This is a genomic window from Halomonas ramblicola, assembly GCF_030409215.1.
GTDB classification, from domain to species: Bacteria; Pseudomonadota; Gammaproteobacteria; order Pseudomonadales; family Halomonadaceae; genus Halomonas; species Halomonas ramblicola.
Genome location: NZ_JAUFPL010000005.1, coordinates 33,680 through 47,128, shown reverse-complemented (window position 1 = coordinate 47,128; position 13,449 = coordinate 33,680). Strand labels below are relative to the sequence as shown.

The 13,449-nt window shown below is 58.7% G+C and carries 11 protein-coding genes; all 11 read left to right on the top strand.

The features are described from left to right. The first annotated feature begins 136 nt into the window (after positions 1–136). Positions 137–355: an RraA family protein gene (locus QWY80_RS19380; RefSeq protein ID WP_353960432.1), complete on the top strand. Its 219-nt coding sequence runs from the start codon at positions 137–139 to the stop codon at positions 353–355. Between the two features lie 59 nt (positions 356–414). After that, positions 415–1,077: a hypothetical protein gene (locus QWY80_RS01375; RefSeq protein WP_290228876.1), complete on the top strand. Its 663-nt coding sequence runs from the start codon at positions 415–417 to the stop codon at positions 1,075–1,077. Positions 1,078–1,711: 634 nt separating this feature from the next. Beyond that, entirely contained in the window at positions 1,712–2,788 is a 1,077-nt protein-coding gene (locus QWY80_RS01370) for an isocitrate/isopropylmalate dehydrogenase family protein (RefSeq protein WP_290228875.1), read from the top strand. Positions 2,789–3,164: 376 nt separating this feature from the next. Then, entirely contained in the window at positions 3,165–4,142 is a 978-nt protein-coding gene (locus tag QWY80_RS01365) for a Bug family tripartite tricarboxylate transporter substrate binding protein (protein ID WP_290228874.1), read from the top strand. A 55-nt stretch (positions 4,143–4,197) separates the two neighbouring features. Next, complete coding sequence (locus QWY80_RS01360) at positions 4,198–4,740, top strand: tripartite tricarboxylate transporter TctB family protein (RefSeq protein ID WP_290228873.1); 543 nt, start codon at positions 4,198–4,200, stop codon at positions 4,738–4,740. A gap of 22 nt (positions 4,741–4,762) precedes the next feature. Continuing rightward, entirely contained in the window at positions 4,763–6,289 is a 1,527-nt protein-coding gene (locus tag QWY80_RS01355; RefSeq protein ID WP_290228872.1) for a tripartite tricarboxylate transporter permease, read from the top strand. Between the two features lie 140 nt (positions 6,290–6,429). Then, positions 6,430–7,365 (top strand): GntR family transcriptional regulator, encoded by a 936-nt coding sequence (locus QWY80_RS01350; RefSeq protein ID WP_290228871.1) that lies wholly within the window; start codon positions 6,430–6,432, stop codon positions 7,363–7,365. 266 nt (positions 7,366–7,631) lie between these two features. Next, positions 7,632–10,328: an aconitate hydratase AcnA gene (acnA, locus tag QWY80_RS01345; protein ID WP_290228870.1), complete on the top strand. Its 2,697-nt coding sequence runs from the start codon at positions 7,632–7,634 to the stop codon at positions 10,326–10,328. Positions 10,329–10,393: 65 nt separating this feature from the next. Continuing rightward, positions 10,394–11,116 (top strand): ABC transporter substrate-binding protein, encoded by a 723-nt coding sequence (locus tag QWY80_RS01340; RefSeq protein WP_290228869.1) that lies wholly within the window; start codon positions 10,394–10,396, stop codon positions 11,114–11,116. 35 nt (positions 11,117–11,151) lie between these two features. Continuing rightward, complete coding sequence (locus QWY80_RS01335) at positions 11,152–12,192, top strand: AbrB family transcriptional regulator (protein WP_290228868.1); 1,041 nt, start codon at positions 11,152–11,154, stop codon at positions 12,190–12,192. Positions 12,193–12,452: 260 nt separating this feature from the next. Continuing rightward, positions 12,453–13,403 carry an ectoine hydroxylase gene (thpD, locus tag QWY80_RS01330; protein WP_290228867.1) on the top strand — a complete coding sequence of 317 codons (951 nt, stop codon included), beginning with the start codon at positions 12,453–12,455 and terminating at the stop codon, positions 13,401–13,403. The last annotated feature ends 46 nt before the right edge of the window (positions 13,404–13,449 follow it).

The window sequence follows — 13,449 nt, the reverse complement described above, 5'->3', positions numbered from 1 at the left end:
GAAAGCACCCGTGACGATGAGATAGCCACCTCCGCCCGGCTCTGCCAAGCGGGCCCTCCTTGCCGCTGGCAAACACATGGATCCGTGCCCTTGCGCTGGTACGAGCTCTGGAGTAGGCTTCTTATTGTACATTTGAATTGAAATAAGCAATTATGGTCGTTACCGCCGACTTGTACGACACGCATGCAGCCATGTCACCAGCAGCACACTGCAATTCCAGCAGTTCGGGGCGATAACCGGCTTCGCGGGACACATCAGGACGGTACGGTGCGTCAACGACAATATGCTGATCAAGAAGACGCTACAGGAAGACGCCGACGGCGAGGTACTGATCGTTGACGCAGGGGGCTATTGACGAGGACGGGATCCTGGTAAGCAAAACGGCGCTGTCCTGATACCCAACCAGAGTACTCCATGACAAAGATTTCACTGATCCATGCCACCCCCCTGGCCATCGAGCCAATCCATCGTGCCTTCGAATCCCTATGGCACGATGTCGAGCTCATGAATCTTCTGGACGATTCGTTATCGAAAGATCGTAACCGTATCCTCGATAATGAAGCCTTCTTCGACCAGCGGATCGATTCGCTATCACGCTATGCCATGGACTGTCACGCGGACGGTATCCTGTTCACATGCTCGGCCTTTGGACAAGCCATCGAAAAGGTGGCCAGCGGGCATACGATTCCGATACTCAAACCCAATGAGGCGATGTTCCGACTGGCCCTGGAACAGGGCACCAGAATCGGGCTAGTGGCCACCTTCAAGCCGGCGCTACAAGGAATGATAGAAGAATTTGAAACGATGAAACGGCAATTGGATAAACCGGATGCCGTGCTCGAGACATCGCTGACAGAGGAAGGGCGCTGGGCCCTGGATGAGGGCGATGCCGAGCAACACAATCGACTGGTTGCCCTGGCAGCGGCGGGCATGCCCGAATGCGACGTCTACATGCTGGCGCACTTTTCCACCGCCTGCGCCAAACCGTTAGTTGAAGAAGCAATCGACAAGGTGGTGCTATCCAGCCCGGAAAGTGCCGTATTATTTTTGCGACAACATTTTTCAAAACGCCAATGATGGCGCGGCGAAACTTACAGAGACTCCACTAGCATTTACACCCAACATCAGTCATTTAATCGGTCATGACAAATATTAAACCACCAATCTTCTCATAAAGAAGAAAAAGAAATAACCGATGAAAAAATGCGCACTTTCCCCACTCTCCCGAAACACCATCCATGCCCTACCGCTACGCCATAGGTTGGACATGAATGCCCCCTGTTGACATCCTCCCCACCTACTGCCCTTCCCTTACCCGAGCATGCATGAGGCCGCCTGATGCCAGCTGAGCATCCGGCAGCCGAGATGCCATTGGCCATACACGCCGCAGCATTTACATCTATACATATAATTAAAATTAATATCATCAATAACTCATAGAGACAGACCCAAAAATCCATCCATTCACCAATTAAATCAATATAAACAATGGCTTGATGTTGTATCTGGCGAGAGACAACCCCACATGGATGCGACCAAAGTATAAAATATAATTGCTCTTTTTTGACCAGAAGTACATTGACAGCGAGACACAACACCCCTAGATTGTACATATTGCTCAACAAAGACATTCAATGATTGGGTCCTTGCATCATCAGAGTGCTCGGCATGTGATGCACCTCTGCAACCTGTACAAAGGAGAAGAATTGCAATGAAGCTTCTTGTACTGCCATGTGACGGGATTGGTCCGGAAATCATCCAGGCATCGATGACGGTTCTTGACCGGGTAAACGACCTGTTCTCCCTTGGCTTGGAATACGAATATGACGAGGTAGGTTTTTCCAGCCTGGAAAAATATGGCATCACATTGCGTGATGAAGTTCTGGAAAAAGCCAAGAGATATGATGGCATTATCCTCGGCACACAGTCACACGCCGACTATCCAGAACCCGAGAAAGGTGGCCGGAATGTATCGGCAGGCTTCCGAATCGGACTCGACCTGTATGCCAATGTGAGGCCTGCACGGACACGCCCTTTCCTCGAGTCAAATATGAAACCTGGCAAGAGCATGGACCTGGTGATCATGCGTGAGGCGACGGAAGGTTTCTATCCGGACCGGAACATGACCCGGGGCTGGGGCGAGGTGATGCCGTCCCCGGACATGGCACTATCGACACGCAAGATCACTCGCCACTGCAGTGAACGAATCGCCCGTCGCGCCTTCGAGTTGGCCATGCAGCGCCGCAAGAAAGTGACGGCGATTCACAAGGCCAACAGCTTCCACATGACCGACGGCCTGTTCCTTGAGTCGGTGGCCGATATCTCCAAGGAGTATCCCGAGGTGGAGGTCGACGATCTGCTGATCGATGCCTCTACCGCACACTTGGTGCGCAACCCAGAGCAGTTCGATGTGATCGTGGCCACCAACTTCTACGGCGACATCATCAGCGACCTGGCCAGCGAATTGAGCGGCAGCCTCGGTCTCGCCGGTTCGATGATGGCCAGTGATGTCGCCTGTTGTGCACAGGCGCAACATGGCTCGGCCCCCGATATTCAGGGACAGGACAAGGCCAACCCGACCTCGATGATCCTGTCAGTTGCCATGCTCATCCACTGGCTGGGCGAGAAGAATAAGGAAAACAGGCTGATCGAGGCTGCTGCGAGCATGACACAGGCCGTCGATTCGGCGCTGGAGAATCCGGCAACTCGTACCGCTGACCTCGGCGGAACCATGGGATGTCAGGGATTCGCCGGCGAAGTTGCCAATCATCTGGAAAACAACCGATAAGTCGAAAATTGATTCAACGAATTCCCGGATAGCAGGTAGTGAAGTGTAGGTTTTAATGAGATGGCCACTACCAGGCTTCACCGGAAAGCCGAGCTGCTATTCCTGGCTAAAGAGATGCGCCCTAACCAATATCTAGAAGTTCCCTATGGACTGATCGATATGATAAGAATGCCATCTCCCTAAGAACAAGGACGCTACGAAAACTGCTCTTGTCAACATGGCATCATCGAAACAGGGCACTATCTTCAGTGCAAGTCGATGAGCTGAAGAAAAAACTTCCAGTGATACGTAACACGGGAGGTGATTCACAACACACAAAAGCTTCAAAACCACTCAAACAAGATCAATCATGTTAAATCGATAAGGAAACACTACGATGCACAAGCTCAAGATTATTACGCCGATCGCTACTATCGCCGCACTGTCTATCGCAGGGCATGCCACCGCACAGCAAAATGGGGACATTGCATATCCGGAAGAGACCCTGAACTGGACCGTTGCCTTTGGCCCCGGTGGTGGCAATGACCTGATGTCACGCACGGTAGTAGAGATTCTCAACAAGTATGACCTCTACGGTGACCAGGATATTATCGTGGAAAACCGGGAAGGGGGCAGTGGTGCCGTAGGCTGGAGCTTCGTCAAGAATCAACAAGGCAACAACTATCATATAACTTCGACGAGTGGCAACTTCATTGCGACTCCACTGGTTTCCAACACGGACTGGAACTACGCAGACTTCACGCCTGTCGGCTTGCTGGCGAATGACGCCATGTTCTTCGTGGTACCCGAAGATTCCGAGTTCGAGACAATGGAGGACTTCGTCGAGGCTGCCGAGTCAGAACGCTTGACGGTGGGTGGCATCGGCGCCGCCGGCCCGGACCGTGTCGTGGCGGGCCTGCTGATGGAGTCGGCAGACATCGAATTCGAATACGTCCCCTCCCAGGATGGAGGCCAGGTCGTCACGTCCCTGACATCGGGCAGCGTCGACGCCATCGTCTCCAACCCCTCCGAGGTGGCCGGTCAGATCGAAGCCGGCAACTTCAGGGCGCTGGGCTATACGGAAGCCGAGCGGAGCGATATCTATCCGGATGTTCCGACCTTCGTGGAACAGGGCTATGACTTCTCCTTCTCCCTTCCTAGAGGCGTGGTGCTACCCGGTGGCGTCGACGAGGAGGTTCAGGAGTGGTGGATAGACACCATGAAAGAAGTCGTAGAAACGTCCGAGTGGAAGGACTATCTGAAGACGAACGGCCTGTCCGGCAACACCATTTGGGGTGACGACTTCAGCGACTATCTGGAAAACACCAGCGGTCAATTCGAAAAAACCCTTAAGGACATCGGGGCTACCGAGTAAATAGACAATGGGCAAGGGCGCTTGCCCTTGCCCATATGCAATCCAGGACATACCCATGCGAATCTGGTTTTCACTGACACTATTTGTTTTATCCATATTATATCTAGCGTATGGACTAAGCACTCTATCGATATTCACTTCTGCGGGCCGCCCTGGGCCGGGATTTTTCCCTACCCTTGTAGGAGCGGGCCTGGTCATCTTTACGGCGATCAACTGCTACAAGGATTTCATGGAACGTAGAGCATCTGCCGCCAAGGCACAGCAAACGGCCATGGAAAAGCAGTTATCAAAATTTGATGATGATGATACAAATGACCAAGAAGAAAAAGGCACAAACAGTCAAGGTGAACTATCGGGTCAGAGGTACACAAAGGATGTCGTTTGGGCGATCGCCCTGATAACACTATTCATTGCCGTTCTCAAACCTCTTGGCGCCATTCTTTCCATGGTGGTCTTCATGCTCATCCTTCTCTGGAAATTCAACCCCAAGAGAATGAAATTCAATGTGCTATATAGCGTATTGTTTCCGCTGGGCATCTACCTGCTTTTCGAGGTATGGCTTCGTGCAGGGCTACCCGAAGGCATCCTCGGCTACTAAACTTGTGTAGGAGAATTCGGAAATGATCGCAGACATATTCGGCAACCTCGGCATGGGCCTATCGGTTGCCATCACTCCAATCAACTTGCTTTTCTTGTTCATCGGTGCCTTCGTGGGAATGATCGTCGGGTTGTTTCCCGGATTCGGGCCAGCCGCCGGCATCGCAATTCTACTTCCTTTGACGTTCGGTCTCGACCCCACCACGGCCATCATCATGCTCGCGGGCATCTATTATGGCGCGATGTATGGCGGTACTATCACGTCCATCCTCATCAATACTCCTGGAGAGTCGGCGACGGTAGCCTCCACTCTGGACGGCTATCCATTAGCCCAGCAGGGACGGGCCGGCCCTGCCCTGGTCATGCAGGCCATCGCCTCCTTTGTGGGCGGAACGACCGGCGTCATCCTTATCTGTGCCCTGATTCCCACTCTGGCGAATTTGGCCGCCTCCTTCGGCCCTTCCGAATACTTTCTGATCATTCTCTTCGGTCTACTCCTGCTGGCCACCGTGATGGGTGACAACAAGATCAATGGCATCATCTCCGCCCTGATCGGCTTCGCGGTCGGTATGGTGGGTGTCGATGTTATCAGCGGTTCGCAGCGCTTTACCTTCGGATCCCCTGAACTGATCGGTGGCATCTACTTCGTTCCTGTCGCCATCGGCCTGTTCGGGATCGGCGAACTCCTTTACTGCATCTATATCGGCCAACACAAGATCGAACTCAAGAAGCTTCGGCTCTCGTTTCGCAGCGAAAATTTTTGGCCGACTCGCAAGGATTACTCGGAGTCTAAGTTCACCTTTATCCGTGGTTCAGTGATTGGCTTCATAGCCGGCTTGCTACCGGGTTCCGGCGGCACCCTGGGCTCGATCATGGGTTATTCGATCGAGAAGAAAGTCGCCAAGGACCCCGAGAAATTTGGAAAAGGCGAGATGCGCGGCCTGGTCGCTCCGGAGTGTGCCAACAACGCCGCATCGGCTGGTTCGATGGTCCCCCTGCTGTCCCTGGGGATTCCCGGATCAGGTTCTACGGCCGTGTTGCTGGGTGCCTTCATGATGTGGGGCCTGCGTCCCGGGCCGATGATGATCGTCAACGACCCGGAATTCGTATGGGGCCTGATCGCCAGCATGTACCTGGGCAATATTGTGCTGATCTTCCTCTGCATCGCGGCAATTCCGCTTTTCGTCAAGTTCCTGGATATCCCTTATCGGCTGGTGATTCCCATCATCGTGGTACTGTGTGTGGTGGGTACCTATGCCTTGCATTCCAGTATCATCGAGACCTGGATGCTGGTAGCCGGCGGCCTGTTGGGCTTCGGAATGAAGCTGTATGGATACTCTCCTGCAGCCACCGTACTCGCACTCGTCCTGGGAGGCATGGCCGAGAATACCCTGCTTCAATCGTTGATTGCTTCTGACGGTAGTCTGATGGTCTTTGTGGAACGCCCCATCTCACTGTTTCTGACCTGTGCGGTTGCGGTTGTGCTACTGGCACCTTATGCGCTAAAGCTTTATCGGTACGTTACCAAACGCAATGTCGGGTTGGTCTGAAAGGAAGGACGGGCTCCTGGGCCCGTCCTTCGTTTCCTACGACATCAATTTACCCACCATGCACCTATCACCAATTTGCCTTTATCTGGATCAAGGGATAAAATATCCTTTATATTAAGCAAAATACGAGCCTTGTCTGTATGGAAAACATGATGCAAACTCGCAGATCATACAACAAGAAAGCCAGTTCATCCGAAGTCCTGGCACAGAGTATCTGCGCTCTTATTGTCAATGAAGGGATGATCCTGGGCGACCATCTCAGGGAAGTCCACTTCGCCGACAAGCTCAAGGTATCTCGCACCCTGATAAGATCAGCGTTCAAGATTCTCGAAGAGCAGGGTATCCTGGAGCGCCGTCCTAATCGCGGCTTCTTCCTGCGTGACGTAGATACCGCACGCTCTCAGCTACATGATAAAAACACTCCACAATCGACCGGCATCGATCTTCATCCTTTGTGCTATCAATTGGCACGCGACTATCTGAACAATAATTTGCCTGGGCAGATTACTGAGTCCGACATTGTCAGGAAGTATGATGAGAGTCGTCAAAATGTGCAACAGGCCCTCATCGAGATGGAAAAGGAAGGCTGGATTCAGCGTTTACTCGGCTATGGTTGGGAGTTCGGTGAATTTCTTACCTCATCAGTTTCGTATGAGCAGTGTTACCGGTTTCGCGCCCTGATCGAGCCTGCGGCCTTGCGTGAACCAAACTATCGGCCTGACAAACGAGTGCTGGAAAAACTGAAGCAGCAGCAACAGGAATTGCTCTACTCTACCGATGGCTATCCCCCTAGCCAGATATTCAATGCGGGAGTGGAGTTTCATGAGGCAATTGTAAGTTTCTCGGGCAACTTATTCTTGTTGGAGGGACTTCAAAAAGCCAATCGCCTTCGCCGTTTGCTCGAGTACAGTGTTCACCCGTCCAGGAGGCATCCGCAAAGAGAGTGCGAAGATCACTTGCATATCATTTCACTATTGGAACGCGGCGCCTACAAGGAAGCGGCAAGTTTTCTTGAAACCCATCTAGCGAAAGCAATGAAAGTGAAAACCGGCATCGTAAGAGACCTGCTCGGCTAAGGAGTAGTGTTTTCACATTAGCCACCTGAAGAAAACAATGACAGTCCATGCTGTATCTGCCAAGCGCCGGCCTCCTTACTTTGGCTCATCGGCAGTGGAAACTCCGTAGGCCTATCGTTTGGTCATTGTTTTCTCCTGAGTTCAGCCATGAGCGTTATCGCAGCACGAATACTCGATTGACGAGGCTCCAATAAGCCCGTTGAACCGATTGCTTTAATCTTGCCATGTATCGCGTCACCGTTCGACGCCCAAGGAGAGCCACTCGCATGATCCACTCACAAGCGGCGGTCGCCCCACGCAAGATGACGGTGGAGGGCCGTGAATATCGTTATATCGCCCTGACCGACTTGGCCGACGAGTCGCAGTTACAGCGGATGCCCTACTCGCTGCGCATCCTGCTAGAAAATGTGGCACGCCGTTCCCCCGAGGCCTTTCCCGAGTTTCTCGACTTCCTGGCCGGCCAGGCGACCGAGGGAGAAGTCGGTTACTATCCCAATCGCCTGATGTTTCATGACACCACCTGCCTGCCTGCCCTGGCCGATTTCGCCGGCATGCGCGACGCCGTCGCCGAGATGGGTGGCGAGCCGCAACGCATCAATCCAGCGATTCCCGCCGTGCTGGCGATCGACCACTCGGTGATCGTCGAGCACTTCGACCGCCCGGACGCCTTCGCCCGTAACCTGGACATCGACTTCCACCGCAATGCCGAGCGCTATCGCTTCCTCAAGTGGGCCGAGCGCAGCCTGGACAACTTCAAGGTAGTCCCCCCGGGCACCGGGATCATCCACCAGGTCAACATGGAATCGCTGGCCGAGGTGGTGTGGGTCAGCGAGAGCGATGACGACGGTCCGTCCTGGCTGCACCCCGACAACATGGTGGCCACCGACAGCCATACGCCAATGATCAATGCCTTGGGGGTACTGGCCTGGGGCGTTGGGGGGCTCGAGGGACAGGCGGCGCTGCTCGGCGAACCCGTGACCCTCACCCTGCCCGAGGTGATCGGGATCCACCTCACCGGTCGGCTTGGCCCCTCGGTCACCGCGATGGACCTGGCCCTGCATATCGCCGAACTGCTCCGCGCCGAGGGCGTCGTGGGCAAGTTCGTCGAGTTCTGCGGCCCGGGGCTTGCCGGCCTCGACCTGGCGGCAAGGGCCACGGTGGCCAATATGGCACCGGAGTATGGGGCCACCGTGATGTTCTTCCCCTTCGACGACAGCACCATGGACTACCTCACCCTTAGCGGTCGCGATGCTTCCCTGCGTGCCCGCGTCACGGCCTATCTCGAGGCCCAGGGGCTGTGGCGACACGAGGACTCGCCGGAACCCCGCTTCGACCACTGCCTGGAGATCGACCTGTCACGCATCGAGCCTAGCGTGGCCGGCCCCCATCAGCCCCATCAGCGCCATGCGCTCAGCGAGCTGCCCCGCTCGTATCATGAGCTCGGCCGCCCGACCCGGCCGGCCGCCGACCTGCTGGCCACGACCCAGGGTGACGCCGCCGCTCTCCCCGACTGGGCCCGGACGCTCGACCACGGTGCCGTGGTGATCGCCTCCATCACCAGCTGTACCAATACTGCCAATCCCACCGAGGTGATCCAGGCCGGACTACTGGCACGTCGCGCGCATGAACGCGGCTTGACCCGCAAGCCCTGGGTGAAGACCTCGCTCTCGCCGGGCTCACGAGTGGTGGCGGACTACCTGGAGCACGCCGGCCTCCAGGACGACTTCGACGCCCTGGGCTTCTCCTTGGCGGGCATCGGCTGCATGACCTGCATCGGCAACTCCGGAAGCCTGATCCCGGCCGTCGAGGCACGCGTCGACGCCGGCCTCGACGGGGTCGCGGTCCTCTCCGGCAACCGCAACTTCCAGGGGCGCGTCAATCCGCGACTCTCGTCGGGCTACCTGATGTCGCCCGCCCTGGTGGTGGCCTACGCCATCGCCGGTGATGCGTGCCGCGACCTGACACGCGAGCCGCTGGCGACCGATACCGAGGGGCAGCCAGTGTACCTGGCCGACCTGATGCCCAGCGATGACGAGGTCGCCGCCATGATCCGCGAGTTCGTGACGCCCGAGGGTCATACGGCGCGCAACGCTACCCTCTGGGAGGGAACCGAACATTGGCAGACACTCGATGCCGAGGGCAGCCTGCTCTTCGACTGGCGGCCAGATTCGACCTATCTACGGCGGCCGCGCTACCTGGAAGGCATCGACGAGCGGCCACGCGATTCGTTGTCGCTGACTGATGCCCGCGTGATCATGCAGTTGGGCGACAACGTCACCACCGACCATATCTCCCCGGCCGGGGCGATCCCCGAGGACAGCCAAGCGGGACGCTACCTGATCGAGATGGGTGAGGATCCCGCCAACCTCAACCAGTACTCGACCCGTCGCAGCAACCATGAGGTGATGCTGCGCGGCGCCTTCACCAACCGACGCGTGGACAACCGGCTGCCTGGCATGCCGAGCGGGGACGGCGTCTGGGCCCGCCCCCTCGATGGGGGTGAGCCGCGCCCACTGTTCGATGCCGTGCAGGGCTATATCGAGAACGACATTCCCCTGGTGGTATTCGCCGGCATCAACTATGGCGCCGGGTCGAGCCGCGACTGGGCCGCCAAGGCCCAGGCGCTGATGGGCGTGCGGGCGGTGATCGCCGGCAGCTTCGAGCGTATCCATCGCAGCAACCTGATCGGCATGGGGGTGCTGCCGCTCCAGCTCCCCGAGGGCATCACCGCGGAGCGCTTGGCGTTGACCGGTGACGAAGGGATCGACATCGAGGTCGGCACGTCCCTGTCGACCGGCACGAACCCGGTGCTCCTGTGCATTCATCGACCCACGGGAGATGACACCCGGATCGAGCTGAATCTCCGGATCGATTCCTCCCAGGAGCTGCGTTACTTGATGCACGGCGGCATCCTGCCCTTCATGGTGCGCAAGACCCTGGAGACAGCGGGACACAACCGCTGATCGCGTTTCGCTATTAGGGGACATCTGAGCCTGACTCCCCCACCCCACCACAGCGGAGGTAGATCATGATCCCGCCGAATGACCAGACAGTGCGCCTGTTGGCACCATCGGGCACGCTGAGAGCCGCCATCAACCTGGGTAATCCGGTCCTGGCCCAACAACGCGACGACGGCGAGTTGGCCGGGGTATCCGTGGCCCTGGCCCGGTCCCTGGCCGACTGGCTCGGGGTGCCGCTGCGCCTGGTGCCCTTCGAGGCGGCCGGCCAGGTGGTGGCCGCGCGCGAGGAGGATGCCTGGGACCTGGCCTTCCTGGCCCGGGACCCCAAGCGGGCCGAGACGATCCGCTTCACCGAGCCCTATGTGCTCATCGAGGGTACCTACCTGGTGCCCCGGGACGCCCCCCAGACGAGCGTCGGGGACCTGGACCGCGATGGCACGCGCATCGCCGTGGGCCAGGGGGCCGCCTACGATCTCTTCCTGAGCCGCCACCTGCAGCATGCTTCGCTGGTTCGTGCGCCGACCTCCGCGGCGGCGGTCGAGTGGTTCATCGACCGGGGCCTCGACGCGGCCGCCGGGGTACGCCAGCCCCTGGAACGTTTCGCTCGCGAGCACGCCGGCTACCGCGTCCTGGCGGATGCCTTCACCCAGATCGAGCAGGCCATGGCCCTGCCACGCGAGCGCCAGGCGGTCGCCGAGGTCGTGGAAGACTTCCTCCGCGAGCACAAGGCGAGCGGCTTCGTCGCCGAGGCGCTGGAGGCGAGCGGGCAGGATGCGCGGGTCGCCCCGTGATCGCCCGGAGACCCCGACCCAAGCGGAGCCTCGGCATGCCGCGCGCGTCCTGGGTGGCGATGGGGCGGGCCCTGCTGCTGGGCGTACTGGGCGGCACCCTGTTCCATCTTGCGGCGCTGCCCCTGCCCTGGATGCTGGGGCCACTGGTCGCCAACCTGGCCGCCTCGATGGTGGGGGCGCGCATCGCGGTTCCCGACCGGTTACGCGAACTGGGGCTGGGCATCATGGGCCTGATGCTGGGTGGCCAAGTCACGACGGAACTGGTCGAGCGCCTCCCGGACTGGTCACTCTCCCTGCTGCTTCTCTCCGCCGGGGTAGCCGTGGCCACCTATGTGGTGACCCTCTGGTACCGGCGCTGCGGACTCGAGACCACCGCGGCCTTCTTCTCGGCGCTCCCGGGCGGGATGGCCGCGATGGTGATGCTGGGAGAACGCCTGGGTATCGATGCCCGGGGGATCGCCATCGGTCAGTCGCTGCGCGTGGTCTTCGTGCTGCTGGTGTTGCCGCCGCTCTTCTGGCTGCTGGAGGGCGGCCCCAGCGCGCCACCCGAAGGCGCCGCCGACGCGGGCTGGGAGGATACCTGGCTGCTGTTGCTGCTGGTCGTCGCGCCCCTGGGACGTCACCTTCTCCTGCCCGCCCCCGCCCTGCTCGTCCCCTTGATCCTCGGCGCCGTGCTGTCGGCGAGCGGCATCGGCAGCCTGCAGCTGCCCGACTGGGTCATGGCCGCGGTACTCGTGGTGCTGGGGAGCTCCATCGGCGCCCGTTTCAGCGGCACCTCCTTCTGGCAGCTTATGGCGTATGCCAAGTATGCCCTGGTCGCGACCCTGCTTACCTTGGCCGTGCTCGGCGTCTTCGCGGAGCTGATCCATCGGTTGCTGGGCATTCCGCGGGACATTGCCATGCTGGCGCTGGCCCCCGGCGGCATGGCGGAGATGGCGGTACTCGCCGTGGCCCTGGACATGGATCCCCTCTATGTCACCTTCCACCACCTGTTTCGACTGGTCGCCTTGATGCTGGTGGGCCCCTTCATCGCCCTGCGGATCGACAGGCGATCGGCACCACGCCATCGAGAGTGACAAGGCGTTCATGATGGGCAATCCGACCGGCGTGCGAACGGCCATCGATGCGAACCGGTCGCCTCTGGCGTATTCGTCCACATTGAAATCATGACGCTCGACCCCTACGTCCTCTACCAAGGCCAGCCCGCACGGAAGCGGCATCGCCTGCCCGTGCGGGCTGGCGCATCGAAAAGCCCTTGATCGAGCATCCATGACATTTGATATCTCGCCAACGATGACGGGGTGGCAAGCCGATGCACGCCCCGGAGGAGGCTCACATGATCGATCGCAACGACGCTTACCCCACTCGCCTGAGGGAGTATCACGAACCCTTTCCGCGGCGCGAACCAATCGTGCATGCACGCAAGGAGCGTCGCTGGGACGGCCCCCTGGATGAAGTGTCACTTTCGCGGTACGAACGCGATGGTTTCCTGTGGTTCGAAGGCTTCTTTTCCAAGGATCGTATCACTCCCTTCTTCAAGGAACTCCAGGAGATGGCCAAGGATGAGGCGCTGATGCGCTCCGAACAGGTCATCCAGGATCCCAACAGCGGTGCCATCCGTTCCGTGTTCGGCATGCACGAGTTGTCGGATCGCTTCGACCGGCTGACGCGGGACCCACGCATCCTGGGCATGGTGCGGCAGTTGCTGGGCAGCGAGGTCTACATTCACCAGTCGCGCATCAACGACAAATTCGGCTTTCAGGGCAGCGGCTTCGACTGGCACTCGGACTTCGAGACCTGGCACTCCGAGGACGGCATGCCGAAGATGCGGGCCGTCAGCGCCTCGTTGATGCTGACCGACAACAACGAGTTCAACGGCCCGCTGATGTTGATCCCCGGCTCGCACCGCCTGTTCGTGCCGTGCATGGGGGAGACCCCGGAGATGAACTGGCGGGAATCCCTCAAGGCACAGAGGATCGGGGTACCGGACAAGGACGCCCTGGCGATGCTCGCCGAGAATGGCGGGATCCAGGCGCCCAAGGGGCCGGCGGGGTCGCTGCTGCTGTTCGAGTGCAATACGCTGCACGCCTCGAACGAGAACATGTCCCCCTGGCCGCGCTCCAACCTGTTCTTCGTCTACAACAGCGTGGACAACGCCCTCGAGGAGCCTTTTGCCGCTCCCTCCCCGCGTCCCGAGTTTCTCGGTGCGCGTCGGAATGTTCGCCCCCTGGAGATGCACGACGACTACCCGGAACTCGCCGGGCAAGGCGTCAGCCCGCTGCGTTGAGTGCCTGCGGGTAGAGCCGAACGGCAGTGGCGCCGCCGCCACTGCC

Excerpts from the sequence above, each read along its gene's own strand:
- QWY80_RS01375 (WP_290228876.1), top strand. The coding sequence starts at position 415 with ATGACAAAGATTTCACTGATCCATGCCACCCCCCTGGCCATCGAGCCA.
- QWY80_RS01370 (WP_290228875.1), top strand. The coding sequence starts at position 1,712 with ATGAAGCTTCTTGTACTGCCATGTGACGGGATTGGTCCGGAAATCATC.
- QWY80_RS01365 (WP_290228874.1), top strand. The coding sequence starts at position 3,165 with ATGCACAAGCTCAAGATTATTACGCCGATCGCTACTATCGCCGCACTG.
- QWY80_RS01360 (WP_290228873.1), top strand. The coding sequence starts at position 4,198 with ATGCGAATCTGGTTTTCACTGACACTATTTGTTTTATCCATATTATAT.
- QWY80_RS01355 (WP_290228872.1), top strand. The coding sequence starts at position 4,763 with ATGATCGCAGACATATTCGGCAACCTCGGCATGGGCCTATCGGTTGCC.
- QWY80_RS01350 (WP_290228871.1), top strand. The coding sequence starts at position 6,430 with ATGGAAAACATGATGCAAACTCGCAGATCATACAACAAGAAAGCCAGT.
- acnA (WP_290228870.1), top strand. The coding sequence starts at position 7,632 with ATGATCCACTCACAAGCGGCGGTCGCCCCACGCAAGATGACGGTGGAG.
- QWY80_RS01340 (WP_290228869.1), top strand. The coding sequence starts at position 10,394 with ATGATCCCGCCGAATGACCAGACAGTGCGCCTGTTGGCACCATCGGGC.
- QWY80_RS01335 (WP_290228868.1), top strand. The coding sequence starts at position 11,152 with ATGCCGCGCGCGTCCTGGGTGGCGATGGGGCGGGCCCTGCTGCTGGGC.
- thpD (WP_290228867.1), top strand. The coding sequence starts at position 12,453 with ATGATCGATCGCAACGACGCTTACCCCACTCGCCTGAGGGAGTATCAC.